Source organism: Allobosea sp. 05T439 (assembly GCF_056396005.1).
This window is the reverse complement of sequence record NZ_JBFTKP010000003.1, coordinates 223,249-246,762: the sequence shown is the minus strand read 5'-3', so window position 1 is coordinate 246,762 and position 23,514 is coordinate 223,249. Positions and strand designations below refer to the sequence as shown.

22 protein-coding genes are annotated in these 23,514 nt (G+C 66.6%); 9 read left to right on the top strand and 13 right to left on the bottom strand.

The genetic code is table 11. The annotated features are described in order from the left end of the window. The first annotated feature begins 10 nt into the window (after positions 1-10). Positions 11-1,003 (top strand): succinylglutamate desuccinylase/aspartoacylase family protein, encoded by a 993-nt coding sequence (locus tag AC1DIO_RS05145; RefSeq protein WP_441504732.1) that lies wholly within the window; start codon positions 11-13, stop codon positions 1,001-1,003. A 41-nt stretch (positions 1,004-1,044) separates the two neighbouring features. Here the strand turns inward: AC1DIO_RS05145 and AC1DIO_RS05140 are convergent, their stop codons facing one another. From AC1DIO_RS05140 to AC1DIO_RS05115, 6 genes are all read right to left on the bottom strand, one after another. Beyond that, on the bottom strand, positions 1,045-1,389 hold the full coding sequence (locus tag AC1DIO_RS05140; RefSeq protein WP_441488667.1) for a hypothetical protein: 345 nt from the start codon (positions 1,387-1,389) through the stop codon (positions 1,045-1,047). A gap of 193 nt (positions 1,390-1,582) precedes the next feature. Then, positions 1,583-2,587 carry an ABC transporter substrate-binding protein gene (locus tag AC1DIO_RS05135; protein ID WP_441504731.1) on the bottom strand — a complete coding sequence of 335 codons (1,005 nt, stop codon included), beginning with the start codon at positions 2,585-2,587 and terminating at the stop codon, positions 1,583-1,585. Between the two features lie 174 nt (positions 2,588-2,761). After that, on the bottom strand, positions 2,762-2,938 hold the full coding sequence (locus AC1DIO_RS05130) for a hypothetical protein (RefSeq protein WP_441504730.1): 177 nt from the start codon (positions 2,936-2,938) through the stop codon (positions 2,762-2,764). 3 nt (positions 2,939-2,941) lie between these two features. Next, positions 2,942-3,487 carry a hypothetical protein gene (locus tag AC1DIO_RS05125; protein ID WP_441504729.1) on the bottom strand — a complete coding sequence of 182 codons (546 nt, stop codon included), beginning with the start codon at positions 3,485-3,487 and terminating at the stop codon, positions 2,942-2,944. A 5-nt stretch (positions 3,488-3,492) separates the two neighbouring features. Beyond that, complete coding sequence (locus tag AC1DIO_RS05120; protein ID WP_441637843.1) at positions 3,493-3,807, bottom strand: hypothetical protein; 315 nt, start codon at positions 3,805-3,807, stop codon at positions 3,493-3,495. Between the two features lies 1 nt (position 3,808). Continuing rightward, on the bottom strand, positions 3,809-3,961 hold the full coding sequence (locus AC1DIO_RS05115) for a hypothetical protein (RefSeq protein WP_476853195.1): 153 nt from the start codon (positions 3,959-3,961) through the stop codon (positions 3,809-3,811). 202 nt (positions 3,962-4,163) lie between these two features. On the opposite strand from AC1DIO_RS05115, the gene AC1DIO_RS05110 reads away from it, so the two are divergent. Together AC1DIO_RS05110 and AC1DIO_RS05105 are read left to right on the top strand one after the other, a co-directional pair. Beyond that, positions 4,164-4,409, top strand: coding sequence for a hypothetical protein (locus tag AC1DIO_RS05110; protein WP_113518228.1), 246 nt, complete (start codon positions 4,164-4,166; stop codon positions 4,407-4,409). Positions 4,410-4,526: 117 nt separating this feature from the next. Then, positions 4,527-5,309, top strand: coding sequence for a hypothetical protein (locus AC1DIO_RS05105; RefSeq protein WP_441504726.1), 783 nt, complete (start codon positions 4,527-4,529; stop codon positions 5,307-5,309). 262 nt (positions 5,310-5,571) lie between these two features. Here AC1DIO_RS05105 and AC1DIO_RS05100 read toward each other — a convergent pair whose 3' ends face one another. After that, positions 5,572-5,925 (bottom strand): patatin-like phospholipase family protein, encoded by a 354-nt coding sequence (locus AC1DIO_RS05100; RefSeq protein WP_441504725.1) that lies wholly within the window; start codon positions 5,923-5,925, stop codon positions 5,572-5,574. A gap of 75 nt (positions 5,926-6,000) precedes the next feature. Between AC1DIO_RS05100 and AC1DIO_RS05095 the strand changes: the two genes are divergently transcribed. The 5 genes from AC1DIO_RS05095 to AC1DIO_RS05075 all read left to right on the top strand — a co-directional run bounded on the left by AC1DIO_RS05095 (position 6,001) and on the right by AC1DIO_RS05075 (position 13,511). Continuing rightward, positions 6,001-7,131, top strand: coding sequence for a hypothetical protein (locus tag AC1DIO_RS05095; RefSeq protein WP_476853194.1), 1,131 nt, complete (start codon positions 6,001-6,003; stop codon positions 7,129-7,131). Then, on the top strand, positions 7,132-8,232 hold the full coding sequence (locus AC1DIO_RS05090) for a hypothetical protein (RefSeq protein WP_476853193.1): 1,101 nt from the start codon (positions 7,132-7,134) through the stop codon (positions 8,230-8,232). A gap of 631 nt (positions 8,233-8,863) precedes the next feature. Further along, positions 8,864-11,686 (top strand): xanthine dehydrogenase family protein molybdopterin-binding subunit, encoded by a 2,823-nt coding sequence (locus AC1DIO_RS05085; RefSeq protein ID WP_476853192.1) that lies wholly within the window; start codon positions 8,864-8,866, stop codon positions 11,684-11,686. Continuing rightward, positions 11,683-12,228 (top strand): (2Fe-2S)-binding protein, encoded by a 546-nt coding sequence (locus AC1DIO_RS05080; protein ID WP_441504723.1) that lies wholly within the window; start codon positions 11,683-11,685, stop codon positions 12,226-12,228. The genes AC1DIO_RS05085 and AC1DIO_RS05080 overlap by 4 nt, the downstream gene beginning before the upstream one ends. Before the next feature lie 5 nt (positions 12,229-12,233). Continuing rightward, the gene (locus AC1DIO_RS05075) at positions 12,234-13,511 is read left to right on the top strand and encodes a c-type cytochrome (RefSeq protein WP_476853191.1); all 1,278 of its coding nucleotides are present in this window, start codon (positions 12,234-12,236) and stop codon (positions 13,509-13,511) included. A 67-nt stretch (positions 13,512-13,578) separates the two neighbouring features. Here the strand turns inward: AC1DIO_RS05075 and AC1DIO_RS05070 are convergent, their stop codons facing one another. From AC1DIO_RS05070 to AC1DIO_RS05060, 3 genes are read right to left on the bottom strand one after another with little or no spacing between them, the layout of a single operon-like run. Beyond that, on the bottom strand, positions 13,579-14,229 hold the full coding sequence (locus AC1DIO_RS05070; RefSeq protein WP_476853190.1) for a TetR/AcrR family transcriptional regulator: 651 nt from the start codon (positions 14,227-14,229) through the stop codon (positions 13,579-13,581). A 5-nt stretch (positions 14,230-14,234) separates the two neighbouring features. Beyond that, positions 14,235-17,429, bottom strand: coding sequence for an efflux RND transporter permease subunit (locus tag AC1DIO_RS05065; RefSeq protein WP_476853189.1), 3,195 nt, complete (start codon positions 17,427-17,429; stop codon positions 14,235-14,237). Positions 17,430-17,445: 16 nt separating this feature from the next. Next, positions 17,446-18,555: an efflux RND transporter periplasmic adaptor subunit gene (locus AC1DIO_RS05060; protein WP_441504719.1), complete on the bottom strand. Its 1,110-nt coding sequence runs from the start codon at positions 18,553-18,555 to the stop codon at positions 17,446-17,448. A 434-nt stretch (positions 18,556-18,989) separates the two neighbouring features. Here AC1DIO_RS05060 and AC1DIO_RS05055 point away from each other — a divergent pair, with 434 nt between their 5' ends. Next, positions 18,990-19,622, top strand: coding sequence for a LysE family translocator (locus AC1DIO_RS05055; protein WP_441504718.1), 633 nt, complete (start codon positions 18,990-18,992; stop codon positions 19,620-19,622). Positions 19,623-19,712: 90 nt separating this feature from the next. Here AC1DIO_RS05055 and AC1DIO_RS05050 read toward each other — a convergent pair whose 3' ends face one another. The 3 genes from AC1DIO_RS05050 to AC1DIO_RS05040 form a co-directional block, all read right to left on the bottom strand. Continuing rightward, positions 19,713-20,720, bottom strand: coding sequence for an ABC transporter substrate-binding protein (locus AC1DIO_RS05050; protein ID WP_441504717.1), 1,008 nt, complete (start codon positions 20,718-20,720; stop codon positions 19,713-19,715). An 85-nt stretch (positions 20,721-20,805) separates the two neighbouring features. After that, positions 20,806-22,446 carry an ABC transporter permease gene (locus AC1DIO_RS05045; protein ID WP_441504716.1) on the bottom strand — a complete coding sequence of 547 codons (1,641 nt, stop codon included), beginning with the start codon at positions 22,444-22,446 and terminating at the stop codon, positions 20,806-20,808. Beyond that, complete coding sequence (locus tag AC1DIO_RS05040; RefSeq protein ID WP_441504715.1) at positions 22,443-23,501, bottom strand: ABC transporter ATP-binding protein; 1,059 nt, start codon at positions 23,499-23,501, stop codon at positions 22,443-22,445. Before AC1DIO_RS05040 ends, AC1DIO_RS05045 begins: the two co-directional genes overlap by 4 nt. Positions 23,502-23,514: the final 13 nt, after the last annotated feature.

Below are 23,514 nucleotides of genomic sequence, written 5' to 3'. Positions count from 1 at the left end.
GACAAGACCCATGGCCAAGCCCATGCCAAACCATTCCGCCCCGGCTCAGGCCGCTGCTGGCCTCGATGAGGGCCCGCTCGAGAGCATCCGCTTCACCGGCCTCAACGCCGGCCCAAAACTGATCGTGCTCGGCGCCGTCCATGGCAACGAGACCTGCGGACCCAACGCCATCCGCCGGATCATCGAGGAGTGCCGCTCCGGCAAGCTGGTCATTCGCCGCGGCGAGGTCACCTTCCTGCCGATCGCCAACCCCAAGGCCTACCGGCTGAAGACCCGCGAGGGCGACCGCAACCTCAACCGCGACATGCGCGAGAAGCCGCTGCCGGCGAATTACGAGGACCGGATCGGCAACCACATCTGCGCGCTGCTGCGCCAGCATGAGGTCCTGCTCGATGTGCATTCCTTCCGGGGCGAGGGCGAGCCCTTCGTCTTCTTCGGACCCGAGGACAACCGGGGCGAGCTCGAGCCGTTCCGCCAGGCGCAGGCCGAGGGCGCCTTTGCCGCCTGCCTCGGCGTGCCGGTGGTGATCCATGGCTGGCTCGACAATTACGCCAGGCTGATCGCGGCCCGCGAGGAGCTGAACCTGCCGCGCCTCTCGGTCACCGAAGGCTATGGCACGACCGAATATATGCGCTTTGCCGGCGGCTATGGCGTGACGCTCGAATGCGGCTCGCATGACGACCCGGCCTCGATCGAGATCGGCTATGCCGCGATCCTGAACGCGCTCGCCCATCTCGGCCTGATCGATGCCCCGGCGCCTTCAACCGCTGGCCGGACCGTCATCCACATCACGCAGGTGATCATCTGCGAAGCCGAGGGCGACAAGGTCGAGGGCGACTGGAAGACCGGCGACGCGCTCGCCAAGGGCCAGGTGATCGCGCGCCGCGCCAATGGCGCGGCCGTGACCGCGCCGGAAGCCGGCTACATCATCTTCCCGAGCACGACGGCCAAGCCCGGCGAAGGCATCTGCTATTTCGGGGTGAAGAGCGCCAGAACGCTCTGATGCTATCGGCCGGGCAGGGGGGCGCCGCCTTCTGCCCGGCCTCAGAAGCAGGTGAAGGAATAGGTTTTCTGGGTCTGCAGCAGGCGGTCGGTCAGGCCGCCCGGCGGATCGGAATTGTCGTTGAAGTCGAAACCGTATGGACAGATCGTCGACGCATAGCGGTTCGCGAAGGAATCCATGCGCAGCACCACCGAGGCGCGCGGCTCGTCAAACTCGCGCTTGGTGTGGATCTTCAGGAGATGGCTGTAGAGGCCGAGTTTCTCGACCGAGTACTTGATCGGCCCGGTCGGGGCGTTGATGCCGTCGGGAATATCAATCAGCACGGAATTGGCGCAGCCCGACAGGGCGGCCCCCAACGCCAGCGCGAGCAAGGCCTGACTTCTCATGGCGACTCAAGCCCCCGCGACCCGACAGCGACAAGCTCAGCATAGTCCGGTGCAACTGTCGATTTTCAAAGCGGCTTCAGGGGATATACGACGCGGCCCTTGATACGGCCGGGAGCCGTTGCAGTCTTGCCACGCGCATCGGCACGTGCCCGCTTCGGGTCGGCCTCACCTGCGTGGCAGCCTCGCTGCGAGATCAGTCGATGATTTCGTCGGCCAGGGCGATCAAGGCATCGGGTATGATCAGACCGATCTGCCTTGCCGTCCTGAGGTTGAGCACGAGTTCGAACTCGGAGGATCGTTCAACCGGCAGCTCGGAGGGCTTGGCTCCCTTGAGGATGCGAGCGGCATAATAGGCCAGCCTCTTGAAGCTCTCCTCGAGGCGAGGACCGAAGGTCAGGAGCCCGCCACTGCGGGCAAACGTGCTCCAGCCGGATAGGGCGGGGATCCGGTGCGCCGAGGCGAACGCGGCAATCTGCTTCTGGCTCTGCAGCATGACGCTGTCAGGCAGCACCACGAGCGCGTCCGGCGGATGCCCGGCGAGGCTTGCAAGCAGGTCGCCGACCTCCTGGACATTGCGCGTCGGAACCCACCGAAGCTCCATCCCGAGCTGGCGTGCCATGGCCTGGGACGCGGCGATTTCGAGCGCGGCGCCGGGATGGACGGGGTCGCCCATGAGGACGACCCTCCTGGCCTGTGGCGCGGCCATCCGCAGGAGATCGAGCCGCTTCTCGTTCAACTCGATCGCCATGAAGCTGACGCCCGTCAGGTTCCGGCTTGGGCGGGCCAGGCTGTCGGTGAGTTCAGCCGCGACGGGGTCGCCGCTGAAGCCATAGACGACGGGGATCTCGGTCAGCCCCCGCAGGCCGAAAATGGCCGTGCCTTGAGCGATGATCACATCGGGCCTGAGGCCGATGAGCTCGTCGACGACGGCCGATAGCCGTTCCGGATTCCCGTCGGCCGAGTGCGCGAGGACTTCGATGTTCCGGCCCTCGATATAGCCTTCGGCCGCGAGGCCGCTTCGGAAGGCGCCAAGATAGCTCTCGACCTGAGCCAGCGGAAACAGGGAAATCCAGCCGATCCGGGCGGGCTTGCGCCCCGTTTGCGCATGGGCGGAATTGCCGGGAAGAACGAGGCTGACCAACAGAACAAGGCCGGCCAGGAGGACGGGGCTGAAAGCGAGACGCCAGCTTGGCTTCATCGGTCACTCCACAGGTCTCAGCCTTGAGCAGGAGCAGGCCTCTCGTCGACGGATCGGCCGGACACKAGCGGCTCCCCATCATACGCATCAATGCGCCGTTTGGTAGCAAACCCTGCCGGGGGCCGCGGTTGCGGCGCGCCGCCGGAATGGCCAGGGGGACCCGTCGCGCCGCGCTCATTCGCCCGCATCGCGATAGCGCTGGTCGAACCGGCGCTCGTCGCCGTGCTGCGACCAGTCCTCGTCTGGGATCGGCTTCCAGAACAGCACGCGGATGAACAGCATCATCAGCGCCCCCAGGAGGATCAGGGCGACCAGCGCGGCGATCAGATATTCCAGGATGGTCGGTGCCATCGGTCAGCCTCCAAGCGGCAGTGCGTGGGTGATGTCGGCGCGGAACGGCACTGGCAGGCCGGCGGCTTGCGCATTCGCGCCCGTGATAGTGATGATCCGGAACGGCCCGCCGGCCGCGAGCCGGGTCGCTTCCGCGCAGGCCAGCGCGCCAAGGCGCGCGATCTGCTGCTGGTCGAAGCCGGCGCCGCGCAGCGCCGCATCAGCGCATTCGCCCTGGTCGCCGGTGATCTCGATGATCGCGAGCGCCATCCTGCGGATGCTGTTTGTGTCCGCGAGCGAACGGGCCTGCGCCCAGTTGCTGCGGAGATCCTCCAGCGCCTCGGCAAAACTTGGGCCCCGGCCATGGATGCAATGGCCGGCAGCGATCCCCCCGGGGTAGAGCACGCCGCGCACGGCGGACTCATCCGGATGCTCCGTGCTGACCGAGAGATCGGCCCAGGCCGCCGGCCCGGCTTCCCCCGCAATCGTGCGCAAGGCCTCCCTGATGGCGATCGGGGTCATCTGCGAATCCTCGGAGGCGATGGGTTTGGAAAGGCTGGTCGTCGCCATGGCGCTCACTCCGCGGCCTCAAGGCGCCGGGCGCGGGTGAAATCGGCATAGGCTGCGGCGCGGGCATCGGGGCTGGTCGCCTCGATCATCGCCTCATGCAGCTGGCTGAATTTGCGCAGCGCCTGGATCGCGATCCATTCCTGCGCCATGCCCCAGCGCCATTCCCCGGAGCGCACCGTCTTGCCGTCGCTGGTCATCGCCTGGAGATCAAAGAAGGTGGCCTCCGCATCGGTGCCGACCACCAGCTCGTAAAACCCCTCCGACCGGTCGTCATGACCGAGTTCCAGCGTCTCGATACTCACCGGGAAGTTGCGGGCCATCTCAGGCCCCCGGCAGCGTGGCCGCGGGCTTGGCGCAGCGCGGCGAGAGGTCAGCCGCTGGCTGCCCGGCCGCGCCAGCGCGTTCGCCGCTCCGCCGGATGGTCTCGCGATCGCCGTCCGTGCTGACAAAACTGATCTCGCTMATCCCCGTCATCCCGCTCTCCCTCCGGGGAGGGCGCTGCCAGCCCGATGGGCGGCGCGCCTCTCCGTTCGATACTGGAACGATAACTTAAATTATCATCGTGTCAATAATGAAAGTTATCGAAATCGCCCGGGGCGCACCGTCGATCGAGACTCGACTTGTCCTCCGCCCTCTGGCTTAAATGAGAACATAACACGAACAGAAGGGATGTGTGATGAGCCTGGCCTATTCGGGAAGTGGTGAGCGGCCCGAACTGTCTTACGTCGCGTCGCTGGACATCCAATGCGAGGATTGCGGGCGCACGAAGCGGATGTGGCCGGGCGCGATCCAGGAGGTGATCGGGCAGGGGACGCGCACCCTGATGGGCCTGCACAACCGGCTGTCCTGCTCGGTCTGCCGCGAGCGCGGCGGCCTCGGCAAGAACATCAACCTCGTGCCGATTTTCAGGAGGAGCGCATGACGATTCCAGCGAACCGACGTCAGGCAACCCAGGATCGGAACATGGCCGGCGGCGCCCTGGCGCGCCCTACAACAGGATCGTTAGATACTGTTGTATGTGATTGTGATTGTGATTGGCATGCCTGCAGCATCTGCCGCGGCAATGCCCCAGCACATGCTGCAGCATGTGCCCCGGCATATGCCGCAGCTATGCAGCAGCATCCCGCCGATCGATCAGACACCCCTGGCGTTTGCACCGTTCTTCCGGGGCTTCATGCGCGAGACGCTTGGCCTGTCCGGCGAGGCACGAAGCGCCCTCCGTGAGCGCATCCGGACCAGCCTCAGTCTCGTGGGCGAGGATGCCAGCGGAGGGCTGAAGACGCCGCCGGCAATGGCGCGGCTGCTGGAGATCAGGGCGGGGGCGTTGCTGGACATTCCATGCGAGGATTGCGGGCGCACGAAGCGGATCTGGCCGGGCGCAATCCAGGAGGTGATCGGGCAGGGCACGCGGACCCTGATGCGCCCCCGACAACCGGCTCTCCTGCTCGGCCTGCCGCGAGCGCGGCGGGCTCGGCACGACCATCACCCTCGTGCCGAGCTTCAGGAGGAGCGCATGAACCGCCATTGGACCGAGGGGCTCGAACACGCCACGCAGTTCGTCATCTTCCCGCCGCTCGGCCGGGAGGCGGAGTTCGGCGCGGCCAAGCCTCGCCTGCTCGCTCATCTCAAGGCGCGCTTCCCCGATTACAGCTTCGGCCTCACCGCGATCGCCATGGACGACGAGATCAGCATCCTGCCGGTCTGCGGAACCGTGGGGGACGATGCCAGCGGCAGGCTGAAAAGGCCGCCGGCGATGGCGAGGATGCTTGAGATCAAGGCGGCGGTAGGGGCGTTCGATCCCGGGCGGGCGGGGCTGAGTTAGGGGCGCGCGGGGAGGGCAATGGGGACGTCAATTTATCGGAGACTCTTGAGGAGCGGTGTCTGGTGACCGGAGTAGGCCCAGAGCCGGCTTCTTGGATGTCCGCTGCTGGGAGTGATACTTCAGCGGCAGCCGGTGTTGGCTCATTGCCGCTGCTAGGAACATCCGCTTCCTGAGAGTTGGCTGATTACGCTCGAACTACTGTCAGGCGGCATTGGGACCAATCGCGGTGCCCAGGCCGATTTCAGAGCGAAGTTCTTCACCTTCATGCCGCCGTTACGAACACATCGGAGGCAACGTCGCTGGCAAAGAAGGTCCTTGCGATCTCCCGGCTCGGGATCTCGACCTGCGCCCGGTCGAGGTCGCAGCAGGCCAAGGCGTCGACGAGCGCGTTCATGATCGGGTTGTTCGCCCAAAGTCCGCCATCGACCATCACGTAGCCATTGTTCGGCAGGGCTTCGAAGTAGGCCGGGGCCGCGGCGGTCGAGAGGCCCACCTTCACCATGCGCTCGACCCGATCGCGCTTGTAGTCGGGATGGTGCGGGGTCTTGAAGATCCACGGCTCGCCGTGCCAGCCCTCGAAGGCGAGGTGCGCGGCTGAGCTGGCGAGCGCGTCCATAGTGGCTTGCGCAGTTGACCGGTGGTATTCGCACGGCGCTACTTCACGCGGTGAACCCGCCGTTCCTGCACGCAGATGACCATCCCCGAATATCTGATGATCGTCGGCACGAGGTTCGAGGAGTTCCACCTCCAGCGCCGGCGCGAGAAGCACAAGGCGTACGGGCGGCTCGAGTCCGACATCAGGGACGGCGCCCTTCTTCCCTCAATCACATTGGCGGTGAAGCCGGAGATGGTCGCCGCCATCCTGCCTGCGTACGAGGAGTACCGCGAGAACCCCGGCAAGGCCGGCGCGCTCGCGGCACTGTTGAACACGCCTGAGACGGTCGACATCCTGGACGGGCTGCAGCGCACGTACATCATGCGGGATCTCGCCAATCAGGGTGAGACGTTCAAGCAGGATCAGAGGATACTAGTCGAGTTCTGGCTCGAGCGGGACCTACACAACCTCATTTACCGCATCATCGTGCTAAATGCCGGCCAGAAGCCGATGTCGATCCGGCACCAGCTCGAACTGCTCTTCGCGTCTCTGCAGGAGTCAATCCTGAAGCGGCTGCCAGGCGTGGAGATTTACCTCGAACGGGACAACACCCGGCGCACGCGCCCCAAGAAGTTCGCCTTCGATGTGGTCGTGACCGCCTATCAGGCGATGATCACTGGTTCCCCTGAGATCCAAAAGGCCAACCTCGTCGCCAACGAACTCATCGAGAGCAGTGCACTCGATCTTGGCGAACAGGGGGTCTCCGAGCAGTTCGACCGCTTCGTAGAGATGCTGAAGCGGTACGTCGAATTGGACGAGCAGACCGCCCGGATCTACGAGGGAGGACCGGCCATTGCTGACGTTGATGACGACGCGAACCCGGGCGGGACGGGTCAGAAGGTCGCGGCGGGAGTCGCGAACTGGTTCGCGACGAGCAACGTCATGGCGGCCTTCTTCGCCGCAGTCGCGCAGTTCGGCAAGGGTGAACACCGCAGGCGCCGCGTAGACCAAGCGCTAGATGCGCTGAGGCGCATCTTGGAGAGTGCGCCGGAAGCGTCGGACCCTCTTGGGCTCGAGGAGTTCGCGAAGCTCAGGTCCGGCTTCAATCCTCGCAAAGTCAACGTTGGCCTCGCCACGCGCCGGCTTCTCACCAACGGTTTCAAAGAGTTCTTCCGCGAAGGCGGCGAAGTTCCGCTGGCCGGATGCTGGACGCTAGCGGCGGAATGAATGGACGCCACTGAGATCGTTGCAGCTGCGGCGGCTGGACTCCTGCCGCAGGTCGAGGACGTTGACCCCGCAACGGCCCGCATGGAGGGCGACTGCCTGGTCGTCAGCGGTCGCGTCGCCATGCCGGTTCACGGCGTCGCCTGGACGCTGGATCGGGCGAGCGACCTTCCGATCCGCGACGAGCTCAGCGCCCCGCTCGGCGTTCTCTGCCTCGTCGCCGGGCGCTCAGCGAGGCATACGGAGGAGCTCACGCGCTACCAATATACGGCGCTGCTGGCGGACGCATCCAGCCCGGATGCCCTGATAGGACCGGCGCTCTTCTCGCGCGACTACGCGATCATCGAAGAGAGCGAGTTCGGCCGGTATCTCGAGCATTACCTGACAGGCTCGGCGATCTGGGGTGGGTTCAGTCACGGCATTTCGCCAGCGGAAGGTTCGGGCAGCGTCGCAGAGATCCGGGCCCGCAGAGACGTCATTGCACCCACGCCGCACCACGTGAGCTCGTTCCGGCGCCTGACACGCGCGACAGGCCCGCGCGAGCAGTTCCTTCGAACTTATCACACAGTGGAGCTGCTGTTCGACTACATCACCTACCGCCACCTGGTGAGGGCGGGTGACGACCTCGTCGGCTTCGGGAAGATCATGTCGGCCTACCAGCGTGTCGAGCTCGCGCGGCTGAAGGGGATCGTTCGCGAGTTCTGCCGGGACTTCGACGCGATCGCAGCGACAATGTCCGCGCTCGAACCCTATCTCGACCGGGCGCAGGAGATGTTCCAACTACACGGCAAGGACGGCAATCCGCTGTCGGAAGACGCGAAGTGGAGCACGTTCCGCGGTCTTGTTGAGACCGGTCCGGTGGAGCGCGCAAATGTCAAGCTTGCCAAGCTGGCGAAAACTGACAAGGACTTCGACGACTTCATGGCCCACCTCGCCGCCTACCAGATCTACCGATTGAGGAGTTCGATCGCGCACAGCCGCATTGGCGAGTATCTGCTGACAGACGCGGACGACGCGATGATCGCGGGCTTTGGCCTGCCTCTTCTGCAGGAGATCGCGGTCCAAGTGTTCAGCAGCTCGGAGCTCGCCGCCCTAGTCGCTTAGCGGGCGGCCGGCCGAGGCTCCATCGCGGGCTTGACGCTAGATTGACGCGTGGCGCTGCTCAGCCCGTGTTGCGCACGCCTCCCGCGAATACCGGCTTGAATCTCCTCGGCCGCGCGGACAGCCTCTCCTAGACGAGCGCAGATCAGGCGCCCCCGCTGGGCGGGTGGTCCTGGCGCCGCTGGTTGCACCCGAGGTGTTTCAGCAGGCGTCCGCAGCCCGTCTGCGCTTCGCGGCACGACGGCGGTCGAAAGTCGGGGATTCCGGATGGTACCGACCCATCCGGCGGCGCTAGGAACGTGTCGGCCGCAGCGGGCGCAGATCGAGCGCTGCCCATTGGAGGGCGCTACGCTGCGCGGCGGATTAGGTCACGCCGCCAGGTTCGACGTTGGCTCGCGGCTCACGCGCGGCGCTTCGTAGGTCAGCTTTCGGGCAACTAGCCAGAGTCCGCTCCTGGCGCGAAGCAGCAGCCAGCGTTGGCGGCCCCGAAAGGGCCGCGCGGCTATTCCCCGAGCCGAAGACCACCCCCAATCCCTGAAACCAGACCAATTCGAATATCGATATACGCGCCCGCCCTGTGCCCATATTATCGGCGGGAGAGCAGAGTCGGCTCGTCAGCGAGCGGGGTGTCGGCGTGAAGACAGGTCTATCCCGCAGAACCGTCCTCCAGGCCGCAGCGGCCGGCGTCGCGATTAGGATTTCGCTGCTGCCCTCGGCCACCCGGGCGGAGCTGATCGAGACGCCGCCGCATCCCGGGGCCGATTGGCTCGAGGCCGGCGGCAAGCCGAAATACCGGCTCGACGCCATCGCCAAGGTCACCGGCGGCAAGACGTTTACGCGCGACTACCGCGCCCGCGACCTTGCAGGCTGGCCGAAGCAGCAGGCGCACGCCTTCATGCTCCATGCGACGCGGGTCGACCGCGTCTTCGATGGCGTCGATCTTAGCCTGCTCGGCGAGGACCTCAGGCCGGATCGGCTGGTGCTGCACGAGGACCTCGTCGCCGACGGCGTCGCGATCCCCGCGCCCGGCTTCTATGGCGATGTCTTCTTCGTCCCCAAGGGTGAGACCGCACGCCTGCTCGGCCAGCCGGTCGCGCTGCTGATCTATCACGATTTTGCCCGCTATGACGCGGCCAAGCGCAAGCTGCGCTTCAACGACAGGGTCGTGCGCTACGGCGCGCAGGGCCCGTCCACCACGCCCGGCCCCTATGGCGCGGCGCGCTATGTCCGGATCGATGGCGGTACTCCAGAGGCCGAAGACCGCTATTCCGCGCTCAAGGACACGACGATCCGCACCGGCTTCAAGGGGGAGGAACCGCAATGGCCCGCCGCCGGAGACGGTGACGCCATGGCGCGCGGCATGGCGGCCGCAGCCGAGATCGAGCGCGAGATCGCCACTGCCGGGGACGACGTGCTGGTGCTGCGGCGTAGCTTTACCAGCCAGTCGGCCGATGCCTCGGCGATGGAGGCCGATAATGGCAATGTCTGGTACGAGCGTTCGACCGGCATCCTGCACGCCCTGATCGCCACGCAGTCCCCGCACGAGGTCGCCGAGATGGCGGCCCATATGGTGTCGAAGTCAAAATTCCCGCTGAACAGCATCGATCTCAAGATCGGCTACACCGTCGGCTACGGCACCAAGGACCACGCGATCTTCCCGTTCTACTGCGTGCTCGCCGGCCTCTATGCGGACGGGCGGCCGGTCCGGCTCGCCAATGACCGCTACGAGCAGTTCCAGACCGCGCTGAAGCGCCATGCCTTCGAGATGGACAAGGTCATGGTCATCGACCGCAAGACCGGACAATTCCGGGCGATGACCGGGCGCTATCGCAACGATGGCGGCGGGCGCGAGAATTTTTCGGTCTCGGTCGGCACGGTCGGCGCGACGGCGGCGCAGTCGATCTATTACCTGCCGAAGAGCGACTTTTCCGCGACGATCCTGTCGTCGCGCGCCGTCGATGCCGGCTCGATGCGCGGCTACGGCACATTGCAGACCATGGCGGCGACCGAGATGATGGTCGACGAGGCGGCCGAGGCGCTGGGCCTCGATGCCATGGAGTTCCGGCGGCGCAATGCGCTGAAATCGGGCATGAAGAACTCGCAGGGCGCGATCCCCTCAGGTGCGCTGCGTCATGACGAGATCCTGGCGCGGGCGGAAAGGCACCCGCTCTGGGCCGGGCGACAGGAGCGCAAGGCCGCTTTCGAGGCCGCCAATCCCGGCAAGAAATACGGCGTCGGCTACGGCCATGTGCATAAGGATTACGGCACCGGCGCCGAAGCGGCGCTCTGCGCGCTCGCCTTCGACGCAGGCGGCCGGCTTACGCTCTCGCATGTCGCGCATGAGATCGGCACGGGCGCCACGACCTCGCAGGCGGTGATGGCCGCCGGCATCCTCGGCCGGCAACCCGACGAGACCGAATTCGGCAAGGTGCGCTGGCCGCAGATGCCGCTCGAGACCACAGACGAGCCCTATACGCTCTCCCAGGAGGAGGAAGACCGGCGCATGGCGAATCCGCGCTGGACGCCGAGCTTCACCTCGCCGATGAGCGCCTCCAACAGCGTCTACTATCTCGGCCATGCGACGCGCGAGGCGGCCCGCGCGCTTGTCGACCTCGCGCTCTGGCCCGCCGCGCGCTCGCTCTGGTCGCGCGGCATCGGCGGCGGCCAGCTGGCGCCCGAAGTGGTGCGCCGCGAGGATCTGCGCATCATCCGCGGCACGGTCAATGCGGCGGCCATGCAGCCTTTGTCCTTTGCCGAGGTCGCGGCCGAGGCGCACCGGCTCGGCCTCGTCACCGGCGTCACCGTGCACAGCTTTAACCGCTGGCAATGGGCCGAAGCGGAGTTCGAAGTGTCGGGCACTGGGCGCCGCCGCTTCGCCATCGATGCGCTGGCGGTGCAATACGGCGAAGGAGCACCAGTCGAGCGCAAGGCCCTGATGACGGAAGCAGGCTGGCACTTCGTCGACCGGGCCTCGGTCTCCTACCCGCCGACGCAGCGCAACAATGCCGGCGTCACCTATTACGCGCCGATGGCGACGCTGGCCGAGATCACCGTCGATACCGGCAGCGGCGAGGTCAGCCTGCTGTCGCATCACTCCATCCTCGAATGCGGCAACCAGATCGTGCCGGAGCTGGTCTCCGGCCAGATCCAGGGCGGGCTCGMCATGGGCATCGGCCACGCCCTGAAGGAGTATCTGCCGCTTTACGAGGACGGGCCGGGCAACGGCACCTGGAACTGGAACCGCTACGAGCTGCCGACATCCAGGGATGTCGCGGTCTGGTCGCAGACGGCCGAAATCCTGCCGCCGCTGTCGGAGACCGATCCGCCCAAGGGCATGGCCGAGGTGGTGATGATCGCGGTCGTGCCGGCGATCGTGAACGCGGTCGCCCACGCCATCGGCAAGCGCTTCTACAGCCTGCCGATCACGCCCGAGAAAATCCGAGAGGCGCTGGCATGACCATCGCGACCCGCACGCTCTCCCTGACCATCAACGACGAGGCCGTCGGTCCCATCGACGTGCCGGAGACGATGATGATGCAGGATTTCCTCTACGAGTATCTCAACCTGACCGGCTCGCGCATGGGCTGCGGCCAGGGCATCTGCCATGCCTGCACCGTGATCGTCGAGAAGGGCGACGGCTCGCTCGAGGAGATGCGCACCTGCATCACCGGCGCCCACTGGTTCACTGGCCGCAAGGTGAGGACGGTGGAGGGCCAGGCCAGGCGCGACGCCACTGGCGCGATTACACAGCTCTCACCGGTCCAGCAGGCCTTCATCGAGCATTTCTCCTTCCAATGCGGCTACTGCACCCCCGGCTTCGTCACCGGTGCGACGGTGCTGCTCGACCAGTTGAAGCGCAACCCGGTCCGGCGCGAGGCGCTGGAACAGGTGATCGGCGAGGCGCTCGACCGGCATATCTGCCGCTGCACCGGCTATGTCCGCTATTTCGAGGCGGTGCGCGATCTCGTCCTCAGGACACCCGGCTTGGTGAAGGCGTAGCGCGCATGGCGAGGAAGCTGCTTCTGGCCGTGCTGACGGTCGCCTTCATCGGTGCGCTCGCGGCGGGAGCCGTCTTCCTCGGCCTGTTGGAGCGCAGCGTCGTTTCCCGGGATATCGAGCAGCCGCTGACGGCGGAGCAGATGAAGGGGCTCGTCAAGCGCGGGGCCTATGTCGCCGTCGCCGCCGATTGCTATGCCTGCCATGTCACCAAGGGCGGCGCGCCCTGGGCCGGCGGGCTGCCCTTCGAGACGCCGTTCGGGACGATCTACTCGACCAATATCTCGCCCGACAAGGAGCACGGCATCGGCGCCTGGACGCGCGCCGAATTCCACCGCGCGGTGCGCGACGGCGTCGGCAAGAACGGCCATCTCTATCCGGCGATGCCCTATGCCTCCTATCGCAAGCTGACGGCCGGGGATGTCGACGCGGTCTACGCCTTCCTGATGAGCCGCGAGCCGATGAAGGTGGCAAACCGCGCCAACCACCTGCCGTTTCCCATGAATATCCGGCAAGGGCTGACCTTCTGGAACCTCGTCAACCTGTCGGGCGACACCGGGACGGAGGTGGCCGGGCGTTCGGAGGCCTGGAACCGCGGCCGCTATCTGACCGACGCGCTCGCCCATTGCGGCGAATGCCATACGCCGCGCAACCTGACGATGGGCATGAAGGAGAGCGCCTATCTCCAGGGCTCGGAGCTGGAAGGTATCGTCGCGCCCGACATCACCAAGGCCGGGCTGACGCGCATGGGTTTCGATCCTCTGGTCTTCGCAAACTTCATGAAATCCGGCATCTCGGCGCAGGGCGCCATGACCAACCAGATGTTCGAGGTCGTGCATTTCTCGACGCAATATCTGAGCTCCGACGACCTTGCGGCGATGTCGGCCTATCTGTTCGATCTCGACACACTGCCGGAGCGCGCGACCCCGCCGGCGCCGCCTCAGCCGGTTGCCGTTGCCGCCGGGACCGCAGCATCGGCCCGCGCCACCTATCTCGCCGTCTGCGCCAGCTGCCATGGCGTCGAGGGGCAGGGCATCCCGCATGTCGTGGTGCCGCTGGCGACCAACGCCTCGCTGCGGCTGGCAGATGCGCGCAACCTGAACCGGGTCATCCTCTCCGGCATTCCGGCCCAGCGCTTCCCCGGGCTCGAGCGGATGCAGCCCATGCCGGGCTTTGCCGCGCAGCTCAGCGACCAGGAGGTCGCCGACCTCTCCAACTGGCTGCGGGCGAACTGGGACGGCCAGAAGCCGACCGTGACGGTGGAAGAGATCCGGCGGCTGCGCTAATCGGCCAGCCGTCTGCGCAATCTGCGGGCGACGAACTGGGCACTCAGGTCGGCGCGGGCTTCGTTCCTCAGCGCCGGGGCTTGGCCCCGAGCCCCCGCAATGCATAGGCGATGACCTGTTCGATCTCGGGCCTCGCATGCTCCGCGCTCAGCGCCATCATCGTCGGGTGCATGAAGCAGACCATGGTCGTCTTCACACAGGCTGCCCCGGCTGCCGCATCCTCGACGCTGAAATCGCCTGAAGACTGGCCGTCCTCGACGATTGTCCTGATCAGGCCTTCGACGCGCTGGATGTAGCGAAGACAGACGCCCCAGCTTTCAGCCATCGCGTCCTCGACCATGTCGTTCACGCGGCTATTGGTCATGAAATGCCGCTCGCTGAGCTCCGAGAGCGCAAGCAGGAAGGCGGCAAGACGCTCGGGAGGGGACGATTGTCCGGCGGCGATCACCGCGAGCTCGTCGCCGATCTKACTGAGCAAAAGCTCGGCCACGGCCTCGTTGATGGCCCTCTTGCTGTCAAAGAAGCGGTAGACATGTGCCGGGCTCTTGCCGAGTTCGGCCGCGATCTCCGCGACCGTGGTCTTCTGGTAGCCAATGGTCGTGAACAGCCGCCGGGCGACCGCGAGAATCTCCTGCAGCGGCTCGATGCCGTCCTGCCGCCGGCTCGCATTCTCGCTCTGGGCAGTCACGCGCGCCGTGTAACGGGATGGATGTGTCACCAAGGCTACTCCGAGACAATCGTGAGGTTCGATCGTCGAGCCGGATACGATTCCGGTCCGATGATCTGGTGGGCAACCGAGGTCGCGAAGCTCGGCACAAGCGTGACTGGCTCCGGCCCCGCCGGCGCGCCACGCTCATCCAGCGACTTGCGGAACCATAGCGCGTAGAGCGCCGGCAAGAACAGGATCGTGAGAAAGGTCGCGACAAAGAGCCCGCCCATGATGGTGACGGCMATCGGGCTCCAGAATGCGCTCGACGACAGCGGGATCATGGCGAGGATCGCCGCAAGCGCCGTCAGCACCACGGGCCGCGCTCGCCTGACCGTCGCGTCGACGATCGCCTCGCGCCGGCTGTGCGATCCCGATGCGACATCGCTCTCGATCTGGTCGACGAGGATKAGCGTATTGCGCATGATCATGCCGGCGAGTGCGATCAGCCCCAGCAGCGCGGTGAAGCCAAAGGGCTGATGGGCGAGATTGAGACTTGCCGATGTCCCGATCAGGCCAAGCGGCGCCGTCATGAAGACCAGGGCCAGGCGGGAGAAGTTCTGCAGCTGGATCATCAACAGGGTCAGCATCGCGAGAAACATGATGGGGAAGAGCACGAACAGCGCGGCGTTCGCCTTCTCCGACTCCTCGACTGCGCCTCCTGTCTCGATACGGTAGCCAGGCTCCAGGCCATTCTTGATCGACTGCAGGCGCGGCAGGATCTGCGCCGTCACATCCGGCGGCTGGACCCCGTCCACCACGTCGGCGCGCACGGTGATGACGGTGTCGCGGTTGCGCCGCCGCAGGATCGGATCCTCGTGGACATAATCGAGCCTTGCCACCTGGGACAGCGGAACGGCGACGCCGTTGCGGGCGACGATGGTCAGGTCGCCGACATGGCCGAGATCCAGCCTTTCGCTTTCGCCGGCCCGCGCGACCACGGCGACTTGCTCGACGCCGTCGCGAACGGTCGTGACGGTCGCCCCGGAGACAAGGGTCTGCAGCGTCTGCGAGACATCCTGCACGTTCAGCCCAAGGGCACGGGCCCGCTCCTGATCGACCACCAGCCTCACCGAGGGCGACATCTCGTTCCAGTCCAGATGCGGGTTGACCGCGTTCCTGTTGGTGCGAACGGCGTCGCGGACCTGGTAGGAGATCTCGCGCACCTTCATCGGGTCCGGGCCGATCACGCGGAACTGGACGGGAAAGCCGACGGGCGGTCCGAAGGAGAAGCGGTCGACGCGCGCGCGCGCCTGGGTCAAGGCGCCAGCGCCGATCGCGGCATCGAGGCGCGACTTGACGCGCTCTCTGCCCTCGATCGACTTCGTCAGGATCACGATCTCGGCGAAGGCCTCGTTCGGCAGCGTCGGATTCAGGCCGAGCCAGAACCGCGGGGAGCCCTGTCCGACATAGGCCGTGAAGGTCTGGATGTCGGGATCGCTCTGGCCGATCAGCTTTTCGGCCTCGGCGACGACGCCGGACGTGGCTCCGATCGACGAGCCCTCGGGAAGGCGAAGCTGCAGGAACAGCTCCTTGCGCTCCGATAACGGGAAGAATTGCTGCTGGACGAAGCCGAACCCGACGACAGCAGCAGCGAAGATGCCGACCGTGACGACGACAGTCGTCAGCCGCCAACGCACGCAGGTCTGGATCGCCCGGCGCAGGGCGCGATACAGGCGGGTATCGTAGATCGCGCCAGGGTCTCCATGCGCGCCGCCCTTGGACAGCGACGACGGCAGCAGCAGGACCCCGAGATAGGGCGTGAAGACCACCGCCACGATCCAGGACAGGGCGAGCGCGATCCCGACGACCCAGAAGATGCCTCCGGCATACTCGCCCGCACCCGACTTCGCGAAGCCGACGGGCAGGAAACCCGCGACGGTGACGGCGGTGCCGGTCAGCATCGGGAAGGCGGTCGATCGCCAGGCAAAGGCTGCGGCCTGGATGCGGTCGTAGCCCTGCTCCATCTTCACCACCATCATCTCGACCGCGATGATGGCATCGTCGACCAGCAGCCCGAGCGCGATGATCAGCGCACCGAGCGTGATCCGGTGCAGGTCCATGCCGAGCATGTACATCACGACGAAGGTCGCTGCGAGCACCAGCGGCACCGAAAGCGCGACCACGATCCCCGTGCGCCAGCCGAGCGACAGGAAGGAAACGCCGAGCACGATGGCGAGCGCTTCGACGAAGGAGCGCTCGAACTCGAAGATCGACTCCGCGACGATCTCGGGCTGGTCGGCAATCTGCTCGAACTTGACCCCCTGCGGCACGTCCAACTGGAACGCGCGCGTCGCGGCGGCCACGTCCTTGCCGAAACTCAGGATATTGGCGCCGCGCGCCATCACGACGCCCACGCCGAGCGCGGGTTCGCCGCGTTGGCGGACAAGAAAGCTCGGTGGGTCGACGAAGCCGCGCGTCACGGTTGCGATATCGCCGAGCCGGAAGGTGCGTCCTCCTGCATCGACCGGCGTTTCGGCCACCGCCTTGACGCCGTCGAGCGCTCCGGTGACGCGAAGCGGAATGCGTTGCGCGTTCGTCTCGACGGTCCCGGCGGGCGTCACGTCGTTCTGGCGGGCCAGCGAGTCGAAGAGCGCCTGCGGCGCCACGCCGAGCGTCGCCAGCTTGGCATGGCTGAACTCGACATAGATGCGCTCCGGCTGGACGCCGTAGATGTTCACCTTCGCGACGCCGGGAACCCGGAGCAGCCGTTGCCGCAAGGCATCGGCGACCTTCTTGAGCTGAGCGTAGTCTGCGCCGTCGCCCGTCAGCATCGTGAGGATCGAGTCGACATCGCCGTACTCGTCATTGACATTCGGGCCGATCACGCCCGCCGGCAGGGAGGGCCGGACATCGTCCATCTTCTTGCGGAGCTGATAGAACAGGCCCGCGACCTCGGCCGGCGGCGTGCTGTCCTTGAACGAGATCTGCATGGCCGCAAAGGACGGCTTCACATAGGTCTGCACCTTGTCGAAATAGGCCAACTCCTGCAGCTTCTTCTCGATGGGGTCGGCGACCTGGTCCTGCATCTCGCGCGCCGTGGCGCCTGGCCACACCGCCGTCAGCACGGCGTCCTTGATCGTGAAGTTCGGATCCTCCGAACGCCCGAGCCGCATGAAAGACAACGTCCCCGCTATCGCGATCACGATGATCAGGAAGAGGACGAGGGCGCGGTGCTCGACAGCCCAGCGCGAAAGGTTGAATTCTTTCATGGCGTCCTGGGCCTTCTCAGAATGAGAATTGATCGACGGCGCGAACGGTCAGGCCGGCGTCGAGCTTCTGCGCGCCAAGCAGGACAACGCGGTCGCCCTCCGCGAGTCCGCCAGAGACGATCACGTCCTTCGCTTCGTAGACGGCGACGGTGACCGGCTTGGCTGCGAGCTTTCCGTCCGGGCCCACAGTCCACACCGACGGCCCCGCGCCCTGGTTGACGAGCGCTGTCAGCGGCAGGCGAACGATGCGCTCGGGATCGGAATCGGTCAGGGTTACGGTCGCCGTCATGCCGAGTTGCACTTCCGGGCCTGCTGCCGCGACAGGGAAGCGCGCGAGATAGGTCCGCGTCGCGGCGTCGGCGGCAGGCGACAGTTCACGCAAGGTCGCGCCATAGCGGACCCCGGCGTTCGACCAGAGCGTGACGACGGCCTTCGCCTGTCGCGCGCGTTCGACCGAGGCCTCCGGGATCGCCACGACGGCCTCCTTTTCTGCTGTGCGGGCAAGCCGGATCGCCGCGTATCCCGGCTGGACGACCTGGCCGGGCTCGACCGCGGTCGCGGTGATGACACCGTTCGCGTCGGCGCGCAGGACGGCGTAGGACGAGGCGTTCCTGGCGAGGTCCAGCGCACGTTCAGCGCGGGCGAGGCGGCTCCGCGCCTCCTCCGAAGCGGCGCGCCTTGCGTCGAGCGTGGCGGCTGTCGTCCACCCCTGCTTGATCAGCGACCTGGCGCGATCGAAATCGGCCTCGGCCTGCGCCCGGCTTGCGGCCGCTGCCGCGCGCTCCGCCTCGGCCTGTGCGACCTGGAGCCCGAAATCGGCCTCGTCGAGCGTGGCGAGCACGTCGCCGTCCCGGACCACGTCCCCGACATTCACGAGCCGCTTGGCGACCTTCCCCTGCACGCGGAAGCCAAGATCGCTTTCGACGCGGGCACGAATGACACCGACGAGGCTGCGCTCGCCGGTCCTTGGCTCGAAGGCGACGGCCGGAGCCAGGACGGGGCGGGCCTGGTCGTGCGTTTCGGCGCGCTCTGCGCCGTCCGAAGGCCCGCAACCGGCGAGCACCGCGGCGAGCCCCACAATGGATGTGGCGCGAAAGACGTTGGAAAGCAGTGGTGATCCGCGCATGGCGCCCTCGAACTGTTGTGAGGCCGGACAGGGGTGCTGCGGAAGGTCTGGATCGCGGGTTTGACGCGCGGATCGCACCTTCAGGAAACACCGGTAGCGCAAGCATGATCGGCTAACGTGTGACGAATGTCAATATTCGTCACACGTATTTTGTTATTTGATTATCGTCGCTGCGGGACCTTCCGCCTGGGCCGCCCCGGCGCTCGCCGCGTTCGGGGGGCGGTCTCCGCGAAGTGTCCGTGTTCGCTGAAAGGGGCCGTAGCGCGCACCGCGCGTCAGCTCGAGCGTGGTCGTGAGAGCGCTGACGGTGAGCCCGAAATCGCCGCGCGCGTTCGATCTGCCGCTGGCGCCGCCGGTCGCACCGGGGAGGGCGCCTTGCCCGACCAGCGAATCCTGGTAGAGCGGAATTCCGGCTCCTTTCGAAGGAAATCGCAATGCCGGATCTCTCCACCCTCATGCTCTTTGCCGCCGCTTCCGTGGTGCTCACCGCCACGCCCGGCCCCGACATGCTGCTGATTGCCTCGCGCAGCATCAGCCAGGGGCGCAGCGCCGGGTTTTTGACCTATGCCGGCATCGCGCTCGGCACCTATTGCCATGCGCTGGCCGCCGCGCTCGGGCTCTCCCAACTCTTCCTGACCGTGCCGATCGCCTATGAGATCCTGCGCTGGGCCGGCTGCGCCTATCTGCTCTATCTCGCCTGGAAGACCTTGCGCTCGGACGGAGCAGGGTTTTCTCCGACAGCGACGCTGCAGCGGCTGTCAGGGCGGCGGATCCTCGGGGAGGGCCTTGCGACCAACCTGCTCAATCCAAAGATGGCGCTCTTCGTCCTGGCGCTGTTTCCGCAATTCGTGACGCCTGAAGGCGGCTCGATGGTGGCGCAGATGCTGGTGCTCGCCACCATCATCAACGGCATCGGCTTCCTCGTGAACGGCGCGGTGATCCTGCTCGGCACCCGGCTTCGTAGCCTTGTTGCCGGCCGGCTCCGCTTCCCCAGGTTGCCCCAGTATCTGCTCGCGGGTGTGTTCGCGGGGCTGGCCTGCCGTCTCGCGCTCGGGGCCAGGAACTGAGCGTGCCTCGCGCGTGACACGACACGAGGCAAAAAAACGCCCGGCCGCGGAAACCGTGGCCGGGCGTTTTCAAGAGCTGAGCTTTCGCCCTTACTTCGCGGCGCTCGCGAAGGACTGCCAGCGCTTGAGGAACTCGTCGCGCTTGGCCGCGGCTTCGTCCTCGTCGATGCCGAAGACCTTGACGCTGTCCATGGCCGGCAGCTCGACATGTTTGGAGACGTCGATGTCGCTGCGGCTCGGCCGGCGGAAGGCGTTCTCCAGAAGGGCGATCTGGGCCTCCTTCGAGAGCATCAGGTCATAGGCGGCCTTTGCCGTGGCGCCGCCCGGCGCGCCCTTGATCAGCACCTGGAATTCCGGCGTGCTGAACGTGCCCTCACTGGGGTAGACCAGCGAGATCTCGCGCTGGCCGCCGGCGACATAGGCATAGGCATTCGACTCGAAGGTCAGTCCGATCGGGTATTCGCCCTGGCCGACGCTGCGCAGCACCGTCGAGGCGGCGCTGGACACCGTCAGGTTCGCGGCGAGCGCCTTCAGCCCATCGGGGCCGAGCAGCTTCTCGACGCCCCACAGGATCGTATAGGCGGTCGAGCTGTTGGCGGGGTCGGCGATGATGATCTTGCCCTTGAAGGCCGGGTCGAGCAGCTCCTTCCAGGTCTTTGGCGCCGGCTTGCCGCCGAGCTGGTTCTTGTTGACCATGGCCACGACGAGATGGACGTTCGAGGCGGTCCAGAGGTTCTCCGGCTGGCGCAGGGCTGCCGGGATCGCGGCGGCTTCCGGCGAGGCATAGGGCTCGAAGAGCGGCTTGAAGGCGCCGAGCGTATTGGCGCTCGAGCTCCAGAACAGATCGGCCTGGGGCTTGGCGGCTTCAGCCTCGATCCGGCGCAGGAGCTGGCCGGAGCCGCCGGTGATCGTGCTGATCTTGAGTTTTGCCTGCTTGTCCTTGGCGACGCCGAGCACGGCGTCCACGGCCTGGGCATTGTTCGAGGTGTAGAGCACGACGGTGCCCGCTGCACCCTGGGCGAAAGCCGGTAGCGCCGGTGCGGCCGCAAGGCCCGCTAGCCCGGCAAGGACGGCGCGGCGGTCGATCAGGTTTGTCATGGTCGTTCCTTTCTCCCCGCCTTCCCCTTGCTGTGTCCGGACGGCGAGGCGGAGCCGGCCCGGCTTGGTCGTTTTCTGGAACCGTTCAGGCCTTTGACGAGAACAGGTCGATCTTGAAGACGCGGGTCGCGACGATGATCGGGATCAGGATCACCGCGACCAGCACGAGGCCATAGGCGGAGGCCGAGGCCATCAGGTTGGAATCGATCAGCTTGTAGATCTGGATCGGCATCGTCTCGCGCCCGCCGGAATAGACGATGATCGAGGCCGAGAGCTCGGCGACGGTGGTCGTCCAGGTCAGCACCGCGGCCGCGGCGACGGCCGGCAGCATCAGCGGCAGCACGACCTTGAAGAAGGTCGCGACCGGCGGCACGCCGAGGCTGACCGAGGCCTCCTCGATCGAGTTCGGGATATTGTAGAGCGTCGAGGAGGAGTTGCGGATGCCGAAGGGCAATCGGCGCACGACATAGGCGAGCACGATGATGCTCGCCGTGCCGGTCAACGGCAGGAAGCCGGTGTTGAAGGACATCACCAGGCCAAGGCCGATGATCGTGCCCGACAGCGCCAGCGGCAGCGCCGTCAGATAATCCAGCGCCGGCGTCAGGATATTGCGCTTCTTGACGATGAGATAGCTGACGAGCGCGCTGAAGGTGATGCCGATCACGGTCGCGACGGCGGAATAGGCCAGCGTGTTCAGCACCGGATCGGGCGCGATCCGCACCAGCCGCTCGACATGGGCCGTCGTCCATTCGCCCCAGCGCATCACCGGGCCGCGCGAGACGGTGAAGGCGCCGATCACGATCGAGCCGAGCGGCAGCAGCGAGACGACGACGAGCAGCCCGGCGAGCAGGCCGATGAACAGGCCGGGCAGGCCGCGCAGCCGCTCGGCCCTGGCGCCGCGCCCCTGCGTGACCTCGTGGCGGCCGCGCGAGACGATCCAGCGCTGCACGAAGAGCACGATCATCACGAGCGCGATCGAGACCGTCGCCAGCGTCGACTGCATCACCGGGTCGGAGCCGCCCTCGGCGACCGCCGCCTGGTAGGTCAGCACCGAGAGCAGCGGCACGCGGCTGCCCAGAATGGTCGCGGTCGCGAAATTGCCGACGACGAGGGTGAAGACGAGGAGCGAGCTGGCGAGCACCGAGGGCAGGACCACGGGCAGCATCACGCGCAGCCGCGAGCGCGCCGGCGAGGTGCCGAGGCTCTGGGCGGCTTCCTCGAGCTGGACGTCGAAGCCGCGGATGGCGGCGAGCGTGCCGATATAGATGTAGGTGTAATAGGTGAAGGTCATCACCGTGATCAGGCCGGGCCAGCCGTAGAAGCTCGGGATGTCGATGCCCCGCGCGCCGAGATAGCGGGTGATGAAGCCGTTATTGCCGAGCATCATCAGCCAGGTCTGGGCCGCGATGACCTCGGGGATGACGAGCGTGATTAGCGGCAGCACCGCGACGATCGATTTGCCCGGGAATTCGAAGCGCGCCGTGAAATAGGCGAGCGGCACGCCGATCAGCGTCGTGGTCAGGGTGACGGCGACGCCGAGCACGATCGTGTTGAGGATGGCGGCGAAATATTTCGGATCGGCCGCGAGCAGCGCCCAGCCGCTATGGCTGCCGCTGCCCAGGCTGCCGGTCAGCACCCTGAGCAGGGGATAGAGCAGGAACACGGCCAGGATCCCGAGCGCCAGCGCCGAGAACCAGAACCAGACCGAGCGGAACTGCCGGCTCATGATGCGAGCACCAGCGTCCGGGCCGGATCGAAGCCGAGGCCGACCTTGGCGCCGGGCTCGAAACGGTCATGGGCGCCGCTCTGGAGATCGACCGCCAGAACGCGCCCGCTGTCGAGCACGACCTTGTAGCTGGTCTTGCCGCCGAGATATTGCCGATGCGCGATGCGGCCGGGCAGGGTGCCGGCGCTGCCGGGCTCGGCGAGCAGGATGTCTTCGGGCCGCGCCACCAGCGTCGCGCGGCCGGCCGCGAGCGCCGCCGGCGCACGGGCCGCGATCGCCGTGCCGTCGAGCACGACCGGGCCGGTCTCGCCGGCCTGGCGCGCCAGCGTGTCGACCTCGACCAGATTGGCGCCGCCGACGAAGTCCGCGACATAGCTGGTGCGCGGCTCGCGATAGATCTGCGCCGCCGTGCCGACCTGCTCGAGCCGGCCCTGGTTCATCACGCCGATGCGGTCGGACATGGCCAGCGCCTCTTCGCGGTCATGGGTGACGAAGACGGTGGTGATCTTCGCCTCGCGCTGCAGCTCGACGATGGTCTCGCGCACCTGCAGGCGCAGCTTGGCATCGAGATTGGAGAGCGGCTCGTCCATCAGCAGCACCTGCGGCTGGATGACGAGGGCGCGCGCCAGCGCGACGCGCTGGCGCTGGCCGCCCGAGAGCGCGGCCGGATGGCGCTGGCCGAGATGGCCGAGGCCGACGCGCTCCAGTGAGGCCTGGACCTTGGTCTTGATCACGCCTTCCGCCTGTTTGCGGGCGCGCAGGCCATAGGCGACATTGTCGAAGACGGTCTTGTCGGGAAACAGCGCATAGTCCTGGAAGACCATGCCGATATCGCGCTTATGCGGCGGCAGATGCGTCACCTCGGTACCGCCGAAGCGCAGATGCCCACGCTCGGCCGGGACGAAGCCGGCAATGGTGCGCAGCAGGGTGGTCTTGCCGCAACCGCTGGGGCCGAGCAGGGTGAAGAAGGAGCCCGGCTCGATCGTCAGTTCGAGCCCGTCGATGACGCGCTGGCCGCCATAGGCGACGGCCAGATTCTCGATCGCGATACCCATATCTCCCCCTCGG

Bases quoted from the DNA above. Each gene is read 5' to 3' on its own strand.
- AC1DIO_RS05135 (WP_441504731.1), bottom strand. From the start codon at position 2,587: ATGAAGCCAAGCTGGCGTCTCGCTTTCAGCCCCGTCCTCCTGGCCGGC.
- AC1DIO_RS05140 (WP_441488667.1), bottom strand. From the start codon at position 1,389: ATGAGAAGTCAGGCCTTGCTCGCGCTGGCGTTGGGGGCCGCCCTGTCG.
- AC1DIO_RS05040 (WP_441504715.1), bottom strand. From the start codon at position 23,501: ATGGGTATCGCGATCGAGAATCTGGCCGTCGCCTATGGCGGCCAGCGC.
- AC1DIO_RS05120 (WP_441637843.1), bottom strand. From the start codon at position 3,807: ATGGCCCGCAACTTCCCGGTGAGTATCGAGACGCTGGAACTCGGTCAT.
- AC1DIO_RS05110 (WP_113518228.1), top strand. From the start codon at position 4,164: ATGAGCCTGGCCTATTCGGGAAGTGGTGAGCGGCCCGAACTGTCTTAC.
- AC1DIO_RS05125 (WP_441504729.1), bottom strand. From the start codon at position 3,487: ATGGCGACGACCAGCCTTTCCAAACCCATCGCCTCCGAGGATTCGCAG.
- AC1DIO_RS05045 (WP_441504716.1), bottom strand. From the start codon at position 22,446: ATGAGCCGGCAGTTCCGCTCGGTCTGGTTCTGGTTCTCGGCGCTGGCG.
- AC1DIO_RS05050 (WP_441504717.1), bottom strand. From the start codon at position 20,720: ATGACAAACCTGATCGACCGCCGCGCCGTCCTTGCCGGGCTAGCGGGC.
- AC1DIO_RS05080 (WP_441504723.1), top strand. From the start codon at position 11,683: ATGACCATCGCGACCCGCACGCTCTCCCTGACCATCAACGACGAGGCC.
- AC1DIO_RS05095 (WP_476853194.1), top strand. From the start codon at position 6,001: ATGACCATCCCCGAATATCTGATGATCGTCGGCACGAGGTTCGAGGAG.
- AC1DIO_RS05075 (WP_476853191.1), top strand. From the start codon at position 12,234: ATGGCGAGGAAGCTGCTTCTGGCCGTGCTGACGGTCGCCTTCATCGGT.
- AC1DIO_RS05090 (WP_476853193.1), top strand. From the start codon at position 7,132: ATGGACGCCACTGAGATCGTTGCAGCTGCGGCGGCTGGACTCCTGCCG.
- AC1DIO_RS05100 (WP_441504725.1), bottom strand. From the start codon at position 5,925: ATGGACGCGCTCGCCAGCTCAGCCGCGCACCTCGCCTTCGAGGGCTGG.
- AC1DIO_RS05060 (WP_441504719.1), bottom strand. From the start codon at position 18,555: ATGCGCGGATCACCACTGCTTTCCAACGTCTTTCGCGCCACATCCATT.
- AC1DIO_RS05105 (WP_441504726.1), top strand. From the start codon at position 4,527: ATGCCTGCAGCATCTGCCGCGGCAATGCCCCAGCACATGCTGCAGCAT.
- AC1DIO_RS05145 (WP_441504732.1), top strand. From the start codon at position 11: ATGGCCAAGCCCATGCCAAACCATTCCGCCCCGGCTCAGGCCGCTGCT.
- AC1DIO_RS05055 (WP_441504718.1), top strand. From the start codon at position 18,990: ATGCCGGATCTCTCCACCCTCATGCTCTTTGCCGCCGCTTCCGTGGTG.
- AC1DIO_RS05130 (WP_441504730.1), bottom strand. From the start codon at position 2,938: ATGGCACCGACCATCCTGGAATATCTGATCGCCGCGCTGGTCGCCCTG.